Below are 14784 nucleotides of genomic sequence, written 5' to 3'. Positions count from 1 at the left end.
CATCGTACGCGTGTGGGCGGCCGCGCGGGAGAGGTGCCGGCCGCCCGGGTGAAGGGCAACAGGTTAGCTGATCTTGGGGCGAAGCGAAGCCGCGGTGCCGGTCGGGAGAAAAACCGGCCTCACGGCAAGGGCGCCGTCACCGATCAAAATGTGAGCGATGGCCGCGAGGGCGAGGAATGCTGGGTATTCCCAGCCACCGTTCGGGGCATTGAAGACCCAGCCGTTCGGGGAATGGACAAGGAGGGCGCCGAGCAGGACCGGCAGCAGCACGACCGAGACCAGGCGGGCATAAAAGCCGGTCAGGATGGCGAGACCGCCGATCAATTCGGCCAGGATAATGGGCCAAGCGAGGAAGCTTGGGAAGCCAGCTTGGCCAAGGAAGCCAGCGAAGCCCGGCACGGTAAAGACGGCGATCTTCAGGTAGGCATGGGCAATGAACATGATGCCGAGGGCAGCACGCAAGGTGAAAGCACCGTAAGGGGCAAGGCGAGTATCGATCATGGGTCTATCTCCTGGACCAGATCTGGTCCGATGGCGGCAAAGCTGATCCTTTCTTTTATGCAATGCAATCGGTCGCCGTGCAGTCTTGATATTGCGTGAGTGCAATCGAAATCGCATGGTGTCTGGGCCGGACAGGCGTATCTCTGATGCAGCAACCGGGGCGGTGGTCGCCCCCTCAGAGGACATGACAATGCGTCAGAACGGCATCCACCACATCACCGCCATCGCAGGCCCGGCCCAAAGAAACCTCGATTTCTATACCCGCGTTCTCGGGCTGCGCCTGGTCAAGAAGACCGTCAACTTCGATGATCCCGGCACCTATCATCTCTACTACGGCGACGAAGCCGGCCAGCCCGGCACGATCCTGACCTTCTTCCCGTGGGAACATGCCGCTCCAGGACGGCTCGGCGTCGGCGAGACACAGGAGACTGTCCTCCGCGTGCCGGAGGGCTCCATCGGCTACTGGACGCACCGCTTCATCGAAAAGGGTGTGCTCCATGAGGTGCCGCAAAAGCGCTTCGGCGAGACGGTGTTGGCCTTCAAGGACCCCGACGGCATGCGCCTGGCGCTGGTCGCCGTGCCCGGGATCGAGAGCGAGCCCGCCTGGAGCACCGGCGAGATCCCGGCCGAGCATGCGATCCGCGGTTTCCACAGCGCCAGCCTGCTCGTGCCCGAGGCCGCTCCGACCGGCGCGATCCTGACGGACGTGTTCGGCTTCAGTGAGATCGCCCGCGAGGGTTCGCTGGTCCGCTACAAGGCGGGCGATACGGCATTCGGCGGTATCGTCGACCTGCGTGAGGCGGGTGGCTTCCTGCGCGGCCGTCCGGGCGCTAGCACGGTCCACCACATCGCCTTCCGGGCGACTAACGATGCCGTGCAGGCGGAGATGGTCAAGAAGCTCGCCGAGAACCACGGCACCCGCACGACGGAGCAGAAGGACCGCGACTACTTCCGGGCGGTCTACTTCCGCGAACCGGGCGGCCTGCTGTTCGAGATCGCCACGGACGACCCGGGCTTTGCGGTCGACGAGCCAGCCGAATCCCTCGGCCAGGCCCTGAAGCTGCCCCGCTTCCTGGAGCCGAACCGCGAGAAGATCGGGGCGGTCCTGCCGAAGGTCGCCTGACCCGACCTCAATCCATCCTGTTGCCTGGCTCAGTCAGGCAACAGGGACCCTTTCCCTTTCCGCATTGCCAGGGCTGACAAACCCCTGATCGAGGCAATCATGTCCACCACGACCGAACTCTCGTTCATCCACCGCTTCAAGCCGGCCACCGAACCCGGTAAGCCGCCGCTTCTGCTGCTGCACGGCACCGGCGGCAACGAGGACGACCTGCTGCCTCTCGGCAGTATGATCTCGCCAGGGTCGGCTCTCCTGTCACCCCGCGGCAAGGTGCTGGAGGGCGGCATGCCGCGCTTCTTCCGCCGCCTGTGTGAGGGCGTGTTCGACGAGGAGGACGTGCGCCGCCGCGCCCACGAGCTCGCCGACTTCATCGCCGAGGCGCAGGAGGCCTACGGTCTCGCCGCCCCGGTGGGCGGTGGGCTTCTCCAACGGCGCCAACATCGCCGCGGCCGTGCTGCAGCTCCGGCCCGAGGCTCTGGCTGGCGCCGCCTTGCTGCGGGCCATGGTGCCACTCCAGGATTCGCCGGTCGCCGATCTGACCGGCAAGCCCGTGCTGATCCTGTCGGGGGCTTCGGATCCCATCGTGCCGGCAGAGAATGCAAAGCGGCTCGCGTCGCTGCTGACGGGCGCCGGCGCCACCATCGAGCACCGCGTGCTGCCGACGGGCCACGGGCTGTCCCAGACCGACGTGGCCCTCACCAAGGCCTGGATCGACCAACTCTAACGCACTCTGGAGGGCGGGCTTGCGGGCCCGCCCGATAAGGGCACCGATCATGCAACTCACCGGCATCCATCATCTCACCGCCGTCACCGGCGACGCGCCGCGCAACCACGCCTTCTATACGAAAACGCTCGGCCTGCGCCTCGTGAAGAAGACCGTCAACCAGGACGACGTCAGCGCCTACCATCTGTTCTATGCCGACGGGCGCGGCTCGCCCGGCACCGACATCACCTTCTTCGACTGGCCGGTGGAACGCGAGCAGCGCGGCACCCACAGCATTACCCGCACCGCCATGCGCGTTGCCGGCGCAGACACGCTCGCCTGGTGGAAGAAGCGCTTCCAGGGCCTGGGCGTCACCCATTCGGACATCGTAGAGCGCGACGGCCGGCTGACCCTCGATTTTGAGGATTTCGAGGGCCAGCGCCTGAGCCTGATCGATGATGGTGAGCAGGGGGAGGCGTCCCATCCGTGGGAGCGCAGCCCCGTCCCGGCCGAGTCTCAGATCCGCGGCCTCGGGCCGATCACCATCAGCGTGCCCGATCTCCATTATACTGAACTCGTGCTCACGAAGATCATGGGCATGACGCGCGTTCGCGGCTACGCCACGCCGGGCAACGAGGGAACCCGCACCCATGTCTATCAGATAGGACCGGGCGGGGCGGCGGCGGAGCTGCATGTGTCCGTGGAGCCCAACCTTCCGATCGCCCAGCCCGGGGCAGGGGGTGTCCACCACGTCGCCTTCCGCATTCCCGATGCCGATTACAAAGCCTGGGCGGAGCGGCTCAACCACGTGCGCATGCCAACGAGCGGTCCGGTCGACCGATTCTGGTTCCGCAGCCTGTACTTCCGCGAGCCGAACGGGATCCTGTTCGAGATCGCCACCGACGGGCCGGGCTTTGCCACCGATGAGTCCATGGACACGCTCGGCGAGACGCTGTCCCTGCCGCCGTTCCTGGAAAACCAGCGCCAGCAGATCGAGGCTGGCTTGCTGCCGTTGGTCTGACGCGATCCGGATCGGGCCATCGCATGTCTGAAGGACGCCTGAGGGCCTCTAACATCTGCTAGAGTTCCCTCGGGCACCGTCACGGTGTGAGCTGACTTCTTTTTGGATCGTTGCGAGCCACCTTAGGAGATGGCAATGGGTTTCATCCTTCGGCTTCAGTGCGATGACGTCCTTGGAGCCAAAATCGAGCGCGAGACACCAACGGGTTTGGTCACGACAGCGACAGCCGTACTGCAGGGCGGGAGCTTGGAAGTGCATCTCCTCAATTCCTCTGCAAACGCGGGGCTGGAGTTTCTCGACGGGCTCCGGGCGCAGGATTGCAGCGATCTGAGACGGCAACTGGCACGACCGAACGTGATGGTCCTCATGCCTAATGTTTGATGCGCCGGCATCGGCAGGTAACGATGCTGAAGCGAGTGTATGCTGCGTTTGGACCGGCATTATCCGGCATAGGCGCTTACAGAATGCACGTACGACCAGGAGCACTCGCCGAGCTTGAATGGTGGGAGGCAACATGACATCCGACGACTTGTGGTTCGCTGACAACCCAGCGCGGCGCTATCGGCTTCGGGAGGCGACCCGGCCCGAAGTGGCTGCAGCACGCGCCGAAATGGGGCACAAGGAGCGGAGTCATTCACTGCATTTCTGGAGAATTGTCGGGCGGGACGGAACGGGCATTACATTTGGGTCGACGGCCTGGAGTGGCCCCACCGTTCCAGCTGATACGGATGACGCTCTCGAGCATCATTTGCGGGTTTGGAGGTTAAGCGAACGAGGGGAGGAGGCATGATTCCGGCTTATGTTCCGTCAAGTGCCCAGTTGAAGACAGCGGACGCAACAATTGCACCTGAGTAGGGAAGGAGAAGATCTGATGAGCTGGAACCCCGCCGAAGATCCGAAACCCGGTGACAAGCTCGCCTGTGACGCCATCGAGACGGTGATCGTGCCTCGTGCTCGCGACCTCGGCAGCTTCGAGGTGCGCCGGGCGCTTCCTTCCGCGCAGCGGCAGATGGTCGGCCCCTTCATCTTCTTCGACCAGATGGGCCCGTCCGAGTTCCTGCTCGGGTCCGGCATGGATGTGCGGCCTCATCCGCATATCGGCCTCTCGACCGTCACCTACCTGTTCGACGGCGAGATCATGCACCGGGATTCGCTGGGGACCGAGCTGCCGATCCGGCCGGGCGAGCTCAACTGGATGACCGCCGGGCGCGGCATCGTTCATTCCGAGCGGACCTCACAGGAGCTGCGCACGACAGGCTCGAAGCTCTTCGGCATCCAGAGCTGGGTGGCGTTGTCGGCCCGGGACGAGGAGACCACGCCGGATTTTGTGCACTACGATGCGGGCGAGATGCCGGTGCTTGATGGCGACGGCAAGACGGTCCGGCTCATCGCAGGCTCCATCCTCGGTGCAAGCTCACCGGTGAAGACGTCGAGCCCGATGTTCTACGCCGACGTGGCGCCGCGGGCGGGATCCTCGGTGCCGCTGGATCCGGACTACGACGAGCGGGCGATCTATACCGTCTCAGGCGAGGTCGAGATCTCCAGCGACGTATTCCCGCCCGGGCAGCTCCTAGTGTTTCGGCCAGGAGACCGCATCACGATCCGAGCGCGCAGCGATGCCCGCTTCATGATGCTGGGTGGCGAGCCGATGGATGGTCCCCGCTTCATCTGGTGGAACTTTGTCTCGTCGCGACAGGACCGCATCGAGCAGGCCAAGGCCGACTGGAAGGCGGCCCGGTTCGACACGGTGCCTGGCGACGAAGCCGAGTTCATCCCGCTGCCCGAGCCGCCGCCACCGCCGGTCCGCTATCCCTGACGCAAATCGGTAACGCCCGGGACTATCCGATCAGGGCGGTAATGGCGTGACAGGACCTCCATGCCTGTGGGGTCGGCTCGACCTGCGGAAGGAGTCGCGCCGGCCTTGCACGCCCGGATCGCCTGTGATCGTGAGCAAACATCCATCAGGCTGTCGTTGAGGGGAGCATCCGTTTCGTTACTCGGCCGCCTGATGATAGGCGGGAACGAAGGTGGTTTTCGGCTCCATGAGGAGCATATCGCTGTGATCCTCAGCGGGTCCGGGACAGCGTTGGCGCTCGTGAAGGAGCACTACTTCTCCGAACTCGTCTCGTTTGCGTCCGCGCCATCGCCTTCTCCAGGCTCTCAACGAGAGGTCTGAAAGGCCAGTGGTGCAAAATGTGAGGCTTGAGCGATGATGACCCAACACGATGTGGCTTCTCAGGCTCTCCATGACCCTGGCCTGATTGAGGAGGTGCAGTTCCTGGAACATCGGATCCAGTTAGGGCCGACGCAAACCGGTTGGGTTTCCTTCGTGGCGCGGCAGGGGCAACGTCCGACGATCCTGCTCGCACCCGATCGCGAAACCCTGATCGCGGAGGCGCACAAGCTGATCAAGCGCCGGATTGCGGAGAGGAGGTGAGGGGACGAACGATCATCTTCTGCCGTTGGCCACTCACGACGATGTCCTCATCCTTAGGCACGAGATCTTCATAGACTTGCACGTGAACCAAGTCGATTGCAGGTCAGCGGTGGGCGGAACTCCGACATGCGCGAGCCGCGCCAAAGAGCAACATCAGCCCAACACGCTGATGCGGCCAAGGATGAGCCGGGCAGAGATCTGCGGAGCCGCTTCGGTCTCTCCCGGTCCCGGAATTCGCCGTTACACTGAAACTGGAACAACACCGCCCACAATCAGCCGCATCAAGGCCAGCCGTGTGTCCTGTCGGCTACAGACATCAGCACGCAAATCGGACAGATGAGCTGCGGCCGAGCGGCACGATTGATCGCCTCTTGCGCCAATTTTCCAGTACCAGCTGAATTTATTGAAGGTATTCACCATGCCGCAGACAGAAGTCGCAGCGCCTGACTTTTCTCCTGTTGCCACGCCAACGTTCACGCAAGCAGCCGTCCGGTTTGTCGTTTCCTTTGCGGCGTTGATCGGCCTGAGCCTCCTGCTGGCCGGGCTCTGATGGCACATCTTTTGGCACCTGTGCCCTTTGCGATACGGCCACAGCCCTGATCATCGGGCATTCTAATCCAGTCCATGAGGAGCGGCTGGGGGATCGGTCCTCCCTGGAACTCAAACGCCTCTGCCATGCGCGGGGCGCTTCTCTTTGTCAGGGCAGGCAGGTTACCTCGCGGATGCAACCACACCTGGTGAAGCCTTTGACCTAGTGCCTCATTCAAGCACTCGCCCTGGCTTGCCTCAATCGTCGCGTGGCCTGTACGGAGTCAGACGCAGGTTTCATTGCTCTTGATCGTAGGGTTTCATGACCATTCGCCGCCGCTTTCTCCTTGCCTCCTCCCTGGCCCGCCTCATTCAGCGGGAGAGAGGTGGCCTGCGCCAGATCGAGGGCTTCTTCCCGGAGCAGAGGAACCGCACCTCCTGGGTTCGGCTCGAGGAGAACAGGGCTCTGCTGATCCTGAGGACCGCTGGCCTTCATGGGGATGTCGAGGAGCAGACCGAAGTCCCTGTGGCGCATGCCCATGCGCTGCTCGATGTCTGTGCCGGTGAGGTCGACTACACTCGGACGAAGCTGCCGATTGGGAATCGCACTGCCCTGATTGATCAGATCCTCCAGCCTCGGGGCCTGCATCTTGTAACGGTCGAGTTTGACAACGCTGAAGAAGCGAGGGGCTTCGATCCTCTGCCTTGGTTCGGCCCCGAGGTCACAGCAGATGGTCGCTTCAACTATCAGGCTCTCGCTTTGAGGGGCATCAACGAGGCTTCGGATGTCCTGCTCTCCGATGCTGCTCTCGACAGCCTGCTCGACACCTTAGAAAACCGCTTCGAGGCTCGCACACGCATCGCAATCAATCGCCCGACCGGAAAGCAGGACTCAGAGACCAAAGCGAAGGTGGCAACCCCAGCTCAAGCGAACGCACAAGGGACCAAGGTCGATCTGACCGACATCGAAGCGGCCATGATGCGTGAGATGGAACGCACGCTGCAGAAGAGCCGGACCTAAGCGCTGGGCCTCCCCTCGGCCGCTTGAGTCGTTAGCCGAGATCCAACGGTGGAAGGGCCGGACTGACCTTTGAGCCAACCTGTGGACGCTTCGGCAAGCCTCACGCAAGATTAACCTGTCATCAAGATCCTGGCCCCACTCTGGCCGCTCCACGCAAGGAGACGGCCCATGACCGAATGGCATTCCCGCGACAGCGGTCCGATCACCGAGGAAAAGCTGGTCCGCGCCGTCCACATTCTCGCGGACATTGTCGAAGACCACGGCCCCGCCTTCCGTCCGTTGTATCAGGACCTGCGGCAGCAACTGGCCGAACTCCGTCTACACGAGCAAGCCAGCGCGGCTGCCGCAACCAGAGCCGCTCGGAGCACAAGCAGAGTCGCCTGAGATCTCAGGATCATTCGCTCTGATGAGCCAGGGGTGAAATGCCGCCTTGGCTCAGAGTACTTCCGTTAACGCCGCTTGCCTTTGGACTTGGCCATCATCTGCTGCATGGCCGCTTCAGCTTGCGCTCGGGCCTCTGCATCATGATTGAGGTTTCGCACCTCCGAGGCCTCTCTCTGATCCTGCAGGCCATTCTTGCGCGCCCGCCACTGCCGTGCCTGGGCCGCCGTCGCTGCTGCGCTGGCCAGCTTCTCAAGCTTGTCAAGATGAGGTGTGCTGGCCTGAACCGTCTTCTCGGGCTCGTCCTCTTGCCTTGGTCGTGTCGTCATGCGTCAGCTTCTTAGTAAAGGTAGTTGCCACTCACTACTCTCTACGTACCGATCTACTATCCGACGGGCAACCATAGATCCATTCACTGCTCCCAAACGACTCGAACCTGACTTCCACTCGAGGCCGCAGGTCAACTCTTGAACGACCCAGCGTCACGCCCGGCGTGCTGAGGATCGTTTCATCACCATCCTCCAGAGCCCCAGGAACTTCAGCGGCGCGGTCGGCTCGACGTGTCAATCGTGATGAGGTTTCCGGTGATCGGATCAAGTATGGTCATGGGCAGTCCTCTCCCGTGCAGGCCCAGGACCAATGCTGGGCCTGCCGTTTTGATCAAGTACGATTGAGATTGTGGTTACGAGACAGTTACTGCACCGGGACGCTCACACCCCCAAAGAGCAGACCGAGGCGGTCCATCCGCGCCCCGGCTGCTTTGGAGGAGAGGGCTGATCCGAAACCGAGGGATCAGTCAGACCATGGTCACCGCAAGGTGGTTAACCGATTGCTAACAAGCATCCACACTCTTGCCCTGTACCCCGACCCAATCTGTTAACGGTCTGATAACCACCTGGGGCGCCGAATGGGTCTGCTTACGAGGGGCATGGCCGATACGGCTCCAGTACCTTTCAGCCTCTCCGTGGTGCTGCCTCTCGATCTCGCTTGTGCCTGCGTGGGTGCCGTGCCTCCTCACGGTCTCTGTGGAGAAATGCCAGCGATGAAGAAACCAAGGCCAAAGCATACCAAGGCGAAGACCAAGCCCAGACAGGGCAGGGTGCTGGTGGTGACCTCCGGCAAGGGTGGGGTCGGCAAGACCACCTCCACGGCAGCCCTGGGGGCAGCGCTGGCACAGAACGGGCAGAAGGTTGTTGTGGTCGACTTTGACGTCGGTCTGCGCAATCTCGACCTCGTGATGGGCGCCGAGCGCCGCGTGGTGTTCGATCTGATCAATGTCATCAAAGGCGAAGCAAAGCTTGCGCAGGCGCTCATTCAAGACAAGCGCCTCGACACGCTTGCTCTCCTGGCGGCGTCGCAAAGCCGGGACAAGGACAGCCTGACCGAGGACGGGATCGCGAGCATCATCGCCGAGTTGCGAGCGCAGTTCGACTGGGTGATCTGCGATAGTCCCGCCGGGATCGAAAAAGGAGCCACCCTGGCGATGCGGCATGCGGATGTGGCTGTCGTTGTGGTCAATCCCGAGGTATCCTCGATCCGCGATGCCGACCGCATCATCGGCATGCTCGATGCCAAGACGGTCAGGGCCGAACGGGGACAGCGCATCGACAAGCATTTGCTTCTCACTCGCTATGATCCATCGCGGGCCCGACGCGGTGAAATCATGACGGTAGAGAACGTGTTGGAGATCCTCTCCATTCCGTTGCTGGGCATCGTCCCAGAGAGTGGGGAGGTGCTGCGCAGCTCAAACGTCGGAGCCCCAGTGACCCTGGGCAGCCCTGGCAGTGCACCGGCTCAAGCCTACCGTGAGGCGGCTCGACGGCTGAAGGGTGAGAGTACCCGGATTGTTATCTCGAATGACAAGCCTCGCCTGTTGCACAGGCTGTTCACCCGGCGAGCCGCATAAACCTGCTCCTCTCACAAGAACGAGACCTGATGCTGCCTGGGAGAAGCAATCGTGCAGAATATATTCTGAAGCCTGCCAAGTTCACGAAGAGTTCAGACGCAAGATCAGGAAGCAACATGCGGCGTGGGTGTTGACGTGCTGCAAGCAAGCTCTTAGGCCAGTCTCTCTCAAGTTCATAACCAGCGTATGAGATGAAGCGGAACCAGAAGCCTTTCTCTGTTGAGATCAAGAAATCCCGCGTTCAAGGTCAGCGCCATCAACTCCCATCGAGGCGCCTGTTTGCGCTGACGCCAGCGAAGGCCACAACGATCTTCCCGGAGGAAGAGCCCCAGGCGGTGTCTGAGCCATGTCCTGCCCCACGCATCCTGCCGAGCATCCTCGAGCCGGTGCGGAGCAACTCTGAGGCCGTTGAGCCCATCCGTCGCAAGAGTTTTCCGAGATCAAAGCCCAATCAGGGCCAGATGAAATTCGACCTGAATGCGATCGCCTCCGAAGGCGCGACGGATGCGCCAGCAGGAACTCCCGTGATGCTGGCAGCCGTATCGCTGACGGACGCTTCTCCCGTTGAAGAAGCCGCGACACCTGCCCTTGAGGTTCAGGTTCAAGAGACCGAGAGCGCAAAGGCGAAGTCACGAAGGTCACGGAAGAAGGCCTCCAAGACAGTTGAGCCGGAGGCAGACCCCACGCTTGTGCCTCAGCCGGAGACGGCACCGGAGACACAAATGATTGAACCTCCGCCCGTGAACAGATTGCAACGAGCGGATCATCGCAGACTAACCAAGCGTCAGGCAGCTGCTGCTCAACTCCCGCGCCACGAGCGCTGGAAGCGGCGCCTTCACTCCGCGGCTTGGTAAGAGATCCTTCAACAAGGACAATTCCTTAAGCCTCGGCCGCACCGATTCAGGTTCCATAAAAATGTTCAATAAAATTTGCATTTCTGGGATAGTTGAATCGTATCGTCTTGCCCGTCTTCTGCCAGATGGGGAGCATAAGGATCTGTGGGGCAGCGGTGATAGGACTGGTGTCGAAGGCCGATCCTGAGCCGGATCAACCGCCTGACCGAAAGGCATTCAATACAACACGCTGCATGATGCCCCACAATTCTCATGCTCTCTGCTTTGACTGCGTTTTATGTCCCCTGGGCGTGCTGCACCTTCTTGATGAGTTCCTCAAGCGCAGGACCAGGTCCCTCATCATGTTGTGTCAGATAGACAGCCGCTTTGCCTAAGCTGGTGAAGTCGGCCTGCTGAAAATCCTCTGGCGTGTACGAGACCAAGATCTCAAGTGCCAGATCTTCCGCCAAGGCTCGGATCAGCTCGACTTCGGGGGTCATGCTGGACCTCGCGTTCTGCTGCAGCAGCTTACCAGCGCCGTTCAATTCAGGCCAGTGCTCGTCAGGTGATATCGGCTGGGCAATCGGCCAAAACGGCCCTTACCTGCGTGATCTAGCAACACGGGCCTAATCGCTCGACCGAACTGGCCCAGGCGCCGACCACATTGTGCGAACACCAGGCACTCAGAAGCCTGATCCAATCACTTCCTCAGTCGTTACGCGGAAGTCGACCAGGGTGCCAGAACCAAAAGTGAGGGTCAGCAGCACGTCGGCAGCATCGCGGCCGCGGGCGTGACTTGCCCGAGCTCGTAGGTCATCTCGCAGCCGACACGGATCCGCATGGCTTCTCCTCAAGCATGGAGCAGGGCGAGATTTGGGCTGCTTCCGATCATGGTTGATCCTCGCCCGGATGGTGCCGGCAGACGCCCCGGGTGTGCCTCTCGATGGCCGCCAAGGCGGCATCAAGGGATGCGAAGGGGCCATGCTCAATGTCGGCCACAGTCTCCAGAGCATGGCCATCTGGGTGGATTGTGAACTGCTGGGCGGGTGCTTCCGTAATCCGGCCCATGGGGCGACCGAGCAGGTCCGTCAGGGTCCAGGCCCTGCCGTCGTCTGTTGATGTCACGGCTATATCCAAGCGTGCCTCCGGTTCGTGCACGGCTCAGGAAATTGTATGAGCTGTCGGTCTCACTACCAAGGCTTGCAAACGCGGTGTGTTCCTGTGTGCTCTCAGCTTCGCTGGTGTAGCGCGGATCGGCTACACTGAGAACTTCGCCTCTGACCTGGCCGACTGGGACGATGCGAAGCTCCGGTCGGAAGCAGGCGAGGCTGCTTCTGGAACATGAGGCTGAGGCCCTAGCTCGGCACCGAATACCGCGGCCAATCCAAACAGTAAGCCGCCCCGTCAGGAGCGGCTTGGAGAGCCAGCACTGAGCTGACGCTATGACAGGCTCAATCAAGCCTTCTGGAGGTTGGTTGCCGACTCCTTGCCGGTGCGGCGGTCGGCTTCCACCTCATAGGAGATCTTCTGGCCTTCCACGAGGCCGCGCATGCCGGCCCGCTCCAGGGCTGTGGCATGGACGAACACATCCTTGCCGCCACTATCTGGCTGAATGAACCCATAGCCCTTCGTCTCGTTATACCACTTCACAGTGCCAGTCGCCATTGAATATTCCTCAAGTCCCGTCAGGTGCGCTTCCGCCAAGTCATCCTGCCGTGTCCGGCCAAGAGGTCAAGCACTTGGTTACTGCTGGATGTAACGCAACTCCTGCATCATGCGCCCAGCGTGAGGCCGCCGCGGCTTCGACTGCTCTAGCGCCAATTGCGGCTTGGAATCCTCCCGTGCGAGGCCTCTGCCACGGCAACAGTTACGGACTTCTTGTCAAAATGTTTGTTATGTGAAATGATCTCTCGTTGCACCACAACCTTTTCTGAAGTGCGAATTCCGTTACAAACAGAGGATTGCGCTCGGAGACTGAATGACCTGCCCTACACCCACCGGAGCCTAGGTTACTACCGCAACGTCCACACCACGCGACTTACATCCCAATATACTTCCGAATGGGCCGTGATGGCTTTTCCGGCACCGGCTTGAGAGTCGAACAGCAGACTCTGACTCCGTTAGTCTTGGTCCGAATCCAGGTCCCCCAGCCACTGCAAATCATTGAGAAGTCTGGTTCTGAGGTGTAGACCGGTAAAGCTGTTTTACATGCATTTTACAGTTTTCGTTCTCGGAGCACCCTCGTTCGGCCCGTCCGCCATCATCACGCTCACCCTTTCGCCCGCAGATTCGAAACCCACTTGCATCTTATCCTATGGCAGCTAAGCTCTGCCACGGAGTTGCCCTTTAAAACGAAAGGCGTGAAGCCCTGCCAACCAGACCCACTTGCCGGGCCGGCCTGCCGCGCCCACTATGCTCTGGATGGGCAGCTCTACAATCTGAGAATCAGGCATGATCGGATCCGCTTGCCGCAGGATGGGCAACGATTGCTCCAGATTCGAGTCCCGGCAGAATGGCCGTAGCTGAGCAATAGCAAGGGCTTAGGTGTGGCGAACCTGCGATCAGTCTCAATTGTTTCTGTTTGCGTTTGACCACAGTGGCAAACTTGCGCAGGCCTACTGTATGCTCGTCTGCAGTCAGGCTGTCTAAAGGAGGCGCGCTTACCGCGTCGCGAGAGTTTCGATGAGTAAGATTCGGCGCAACGCGCCATGCTCGTGTGGAAGTGGCATCAAATTCAAGCGATGCTGTAGCGGTATCAATCGACGCTTTTCTAGAAGCCAAATTCCAACAGAGTTTCTGGAGGGGCTCCGTCGTCATCAACTCGCAGATGAGGCAATTCGTGTTTCGCAGCAGGGTCGCGGCAAACCAGTAATCTCGGCTCAATTGAATAAGCACCGCATTGTCGCAGTTCGCAATAAGATTTTCGCTTCCACTAAATGGAAGACCTTTTCGGACTTTCTATCGCATTACATAGTTCAGGTACTGGGTCCTGAATGGGGAAAGTTCGAACAGGAAAAGCCGTTTCCGGAACGACATCCAATACTTCAGTGGTACGAATTGTATTCGCAACACCAGCGCCGATACGCAGATGCGGGAGGTAATGTTTTTTCTTCTCCGATTACCGGAGTTGTGGCTTGCTATCTTGGTCTAGCCTATAGCTTGTACTTGCTAGATCACAATGTGGAACTTCAGCATCGGCTTGTCGCTCGTTTAAAAGACCGCAGCCAGTTCCAAGGGGCCTACTATGAACTGATGATGGCAAATAGTCTGATTCGTGCAGGCTTCGACCTTACTCTCGAGGACGAGACAGACAGGAAATCGAAGCATTGTGAGTTTGCTGCTATATCGCATCATACTGGGAAGCGGTACTGGGTCGAAGCAAAGACTCGATCGGTTGCTGGGCTGCTTGGGAAAACTGAGCGCGACGCCAAACCAGATAGTAAACCCTTGTCGAGGCTAGTTCCCCACCTCAACAATGCCCTTGCTAAACCCGCGGCAGATGAGCGTCTCATCTTCATCGATCTGAATGCAGATCCTACTGATATCCAGGGAGATCAACCAGCTTGGGTCGAAGCTGTGTTCAAGCGGCTTGATTCGTACCAAGAGCGGGAACTGCGGAATGGTGAATTCGCCTACGTCTTTGTCACGAATTTAGCGTTTCATCGTCAAATGGATGTGGCACCTAGTATCGCTGCCGTGTTGTTCGGTCTTGGGATTCGTGATTTTGGACGGCGCGATGCTGTGAGCCTCAGTGAGTTATACCGTCGAAAGCAGCGCCACATAGATGCGCACCACATCTCGGACGCGCTCCTAAATTATCTGAGCTTCCCGTCTACCTTTGACGGGCGTATGCCCTCGGAAGCTTATGAGGGAACCAAACGCATCAAGATCGGTAGCTTGATCGCCTTCGAAAATGAAGAAGGTCGCATAGTTCGTGGACAGGTGACTTCTGCCGTGATGATGCCTTCAGAGAAAAAGGCCTATTATGCGATTATCGAAGCAGACGGCACCTCTCGCATCTACACTGCGCCTGTAACCGATGGCGAGATTGCAGATTATGAAGCATTTCCCCATGCATACTTCGGCGAAGTTACACGGCCACCAAGGAAGAGCAAAACCCCCTTAGATCTATATGAATGGTTCTATGAGACGTACCGGGAGACCGACCGCAAGTTGCTGCTCGAATGGATAGGTCCAGCGGCCGATCCTAGGTAATTACCCACGCCCTTGTCATCAGGCGCAATTCCTGAATCCATGGGGCCATGGATCGCACTGATTTGCAGCGCCTGACGAAGGAAGAGCTGATCGAACTGGTGCTGCGGCTGCAGCGGCC

General features: G+C 60.2%; 15 protein-coding genes and 1 pseudogene. 11 read left to right on the top strand and 5 right to left on the bottom strand.

The features are described 5' to 3' along the window. Positions 1–63: 63 nt before the first annotated feature. Positions 64–501, bottom strand: a complete 438-nt coding sequence (locus ACS5Q1_RS24590; protein ID WP_473100633.1) for a DoxX family protein — start codon at positions 499–501, stop codon at positions 64–66. Between the two features lie 190 nt (positions 502–691). Between ACS5Q1_RS24590 and ACS5Q1_RS24585 the strand changes: the two genes are divergently transcribed. The 9 genes and pseudogenes from ACS5Q1_RS24585 to ACS5Q1_RS24545 all read left to right on the top strand — a co-directional run bounded on the left by ACS5Q1_RS24585 (position 692) and on the right by ACS5Q1_RS24545 (position 7715). Further along, on the top strand, positions 692–1624 hold the full coding sequence (locus ACS5Q1_RS24585; protein WP_473100632.1) for a ring-cleaving dioxygenase: 933 nt from the start codon (positions 692–694) through the stop codon (positions 1622–1624). 99 nt (positions 1625–1723) lie between these two features. Beyond that, positions 1724–2345, top strand: a pseudogene (locus ACS5Q1_RS24580) (alpha/beta hydrolase). A gap of 49 nt (positions 2346–2394) precedes the next feature. Next, positions 2395–3345, top strand: coding sequence for a ring-cleaving dioxygenase (locus ACS5Q1_RS24575; protein WP_473100631.1), 951 nt, complete (start codon positions 2395–2397; stop codon positions 3343–3345). A 135-nt stretch (positions 3346–3480) separates the two neighbouring features. Continuing rightward, the gene (locus ACS5Q1_RS24570; RefSeq protein WP_473100630.1) at positions 3481–3726 is read left to right on the top strand and encodes a hypothetical protein; all 246 of its coding nucleotides are present in this window, start codon (positions 3481–3483) and stop codon (positions 3724–3726) included. A 490-nt stretch (positions 3727–4216) separates the two neighbouring features. Next, entirely contained in the window at positions 4217–5161 is a 945-nt protein-coding gene (locus ACS5Q1_RS24565; protein WP_473100629.1) for a pirin family protein, read from the top strand. A gap of 393 nt (positions 5162–5554) precedes the next feature. After that, entirely contained in the window at positions 5555–5782 is a 228-nt protein-coding gene (locus ACS5Q1_RS24560; protein ID WP_473100628.1) for a hypothetical protein, read from the top strand. A 418-nt stretch (positions 5783–6200) separates the two neighbouring features. Next, positions 6201–6332: a hypothetical protein gene (locus ACS5Q1_RS24555; RefSeq protein WP_473100627.1), complete on the top strand. Its 132-nt coding sequence runs from the start codon at positions 6201–6203 to the stop codon at positions 6330–6332. A 300-nt stretch (positions 6333–6632) separates the two neighbouring features. After that, a complete protein-coding gene (locus ACS5Q1_RS24550) occupies positions 6633–7331 on the top strand; it encodes a hypothetical protein (protein ID WP_473100626.1) in 699 nt (232 codons plus the stop codon). Between the two features lie 168 nt (positions 7332–7499). Further along, positions 7500–7715 (top strand): hypothetical protein, encoded by a 216-nt coding sequence (locus ACS5Q1_RS24545; protein WP_473100625.1) that lies wholly within the window; start codon positions 7500–7502, stop codon positions 7713–7715. 65 nt (positions 7716–7780) lie between these two features. On the opposite strand, the gene ACS5Q1_RS24540 is transcribed toward ACS5Q1_RS24545, so the two are convergent. Continuing rightward, on the bottom strand, positions 7781–8041 hold the full coding sequence (locus ACS5Q1_RS24540) for a hypothetical protein (RefSeq protein WP_473100624.1): 261 nt from the start codon (positions 8039–8041) through the stop codon (positions 7781–7783). A 713-nt stretch (positions 8042–8754) separates the two neighbouring features. Here ACS5Q1_RS24540 and minD point away from each other — a divergent pair. After that, positions 8755–9618, top strand: a complete 864-nt coding sequence (gene minD, locus ACS5Q1_RS24535) for a septum site-determining protein MinD (protein ID WP_473100623.1) — start codon at positions 8755–8757, stop codon at positions 9616–9618. A gap of 1129 nt (positions 9619–10747) precedes the next feature. Here minD and ACS5Q1_RS24530 read toward each other — a convergent pair. From ACS5Q1_RS24530 to ACS5Q1_RS24520, 3 genes are all read right to left on the bottom strand, one after another. Continuing rightward, on the bottom strand, positions 10748–10951 hold the full coding sequence (locus ACS5Q1_RS24530) for a hypothetical protein (RefSeq protein ID WP_202064316.1): 204 nt from the start codon (positions 10949–10951) through the stop codon (positions 10748–10750). Between the two features lie 388 nt (positions 10952–11339). Then, complete coding sequence (locus tag ACS5Q1_RS24525) at positions 11340–11576, bottom strand: hypothetical protein (protein ID WP_473100622.1); 237 nt, start codon at positions 11574–11576, stop codon at positions 11340–11342. A gap of 330 nt (positions 11577–11906) precedes the next feature. Further along, on the bottom strand, positions 11907–12116 hold the full coding sequence (locus ACS5Q1_RS24520) for a cold-shock protein (protein ID WP_473100621.1): 210 nt from the start codon (positions 12114–12116) through the stop codon (positions 11907–11909). Positions 12117–13133: 1017 nt separating this feature from the next. Between ACS5Q1_RS24520 and ACS5Q1_RS24515 the strand changes: the two genes are divergently transcribed. After that, the gene (locus tag ACS5Q1_RS24515) at positions 13134–14666 is read left to right on the top strand and encodes a YecA family protein (protein WP_473100620.1); all 1533 of its coding nucleotides are present in this window, start codon (positions 13134–13136) and stop codon (positions 14664–14666) included. The last annotated feature ends 118 nt before the right edge of the window (positions 14667–14784 follow it).

It is taken from the genome of Microvirga sp. GN3, from assembly GCF_055792825.1.
This window is presented reverse-complemented; position numbering and strand designations above follow the sequence as displayed.

What these genes read in the sequence shown, in the direction of transcription:
- ACS5Q1_RS24590 (WP_473100633.1), bottom strand. Translation starts at nt 501, where the DNA reads ATGATCGATACTCGCCTTGCCCCTTACGGTGCTTTCACCTTGCGTGCT.
- ACS5Q1_RS24585 (WP_473100632.1), top strand. Translation starts at nt 692, where the DNA reads ATGCGTCAGAACGGCATCCACCACATCACCGCCATCGCAGGCCCGGCC.
- ACS5Q1_RS24575 (WP_473100631.1), top strand. Translation starts at nt 2,395, where the DNA reads ATGCAACTCACCGGCATCCATCATCTCACCGCCGTCACCGGCGACGCG.
- ACS5Q1_RS24570 (WP_473100630.1), top strand. Translation starts at nt 3,481, where the DNA reads ATGGGTTTCATCCTTCGGCTTCAGTGCGATGACGTCCTTGGAGCCAAA.
- ACS5Q1_RS24565 (WP_473100629.1), top strand. Translation starts at nt 4,217, where the DNA reads ATGAGCTGGAACCCCGCCGAAGATCCGAAACCCGGTGACAAGCTCGCC.
- ACS5Q1_RS24560 (WP_473100628.1), top strand. Translation starts at nt 5,555, where the DNA reads ATGATGACCCAACACGATGTGGCTTCTCAGGCTCTCCATGACCCTGGC.
- ACS5Q1_RS24555 (WP_473100627.1), top strand. Translation starts at nt 6,201, where the DNA reads ATGCCGCAGACAGAAGTCGCAGCGCCTGACTTTTCTCCTGTTGCCACG.
- ACS5Q1_RS24550 (WP_473100626.1), top strand. Translation starts at nt 6,633, where the DNA reads ATGACCATTCGCCGCCGCTTTCTCCTTGCCTCCTCCCTGGCCCGCCTC.
- ACS5Q1_RS24545 (WP_473100625.1), top strand. Translation starts at nt 7,500, where the DNA reads ATGACCGAATGGCATTCCCGCGACAGCGGTCCGATCACCGAGGAAAAG.
- ACS5Q1_RS24540 (WP_473100624.1), bottom strand. Translation starts at nt 8,041, where the DNA reads ATGACGACACGACCAAGGCAAGAGGACGAGCCCGAGAAGACGGTTCAG.
- minD (WP_473100623.1), top strand. Translation starts at nt 8,755, where the DNA reads ATGAAGAAACCAAGGCCAAAGCATACCAAGGCGAAGACCAAGCCCAGA.
- ACS5Q1_RS24530 (WP_202064316.1), bottom strand. Translation starts at nt 10,951, where the DNA reads ATGACCCCCGAAGTCGAGCTGATCCGAGCCTTGGCGGAAGATCTGGCA.
- ACS5Q1_RS24520 (WP_473100621.1), bottom strand. Translation starts at nt 12,116, where the DNA reads ATGGCGACTGGCACTGTGAAGTGGTATAACGAGACGAAGGGCTATGGG.
- ACS5Q1_RS24515 (WP_473100620.1), top strand. Translation starts at nt 13,134, where the DNA reads ATGAGTAAGATTCGGCGCAACGCGCCATGCTCGTGTGGAAGTGGCATC.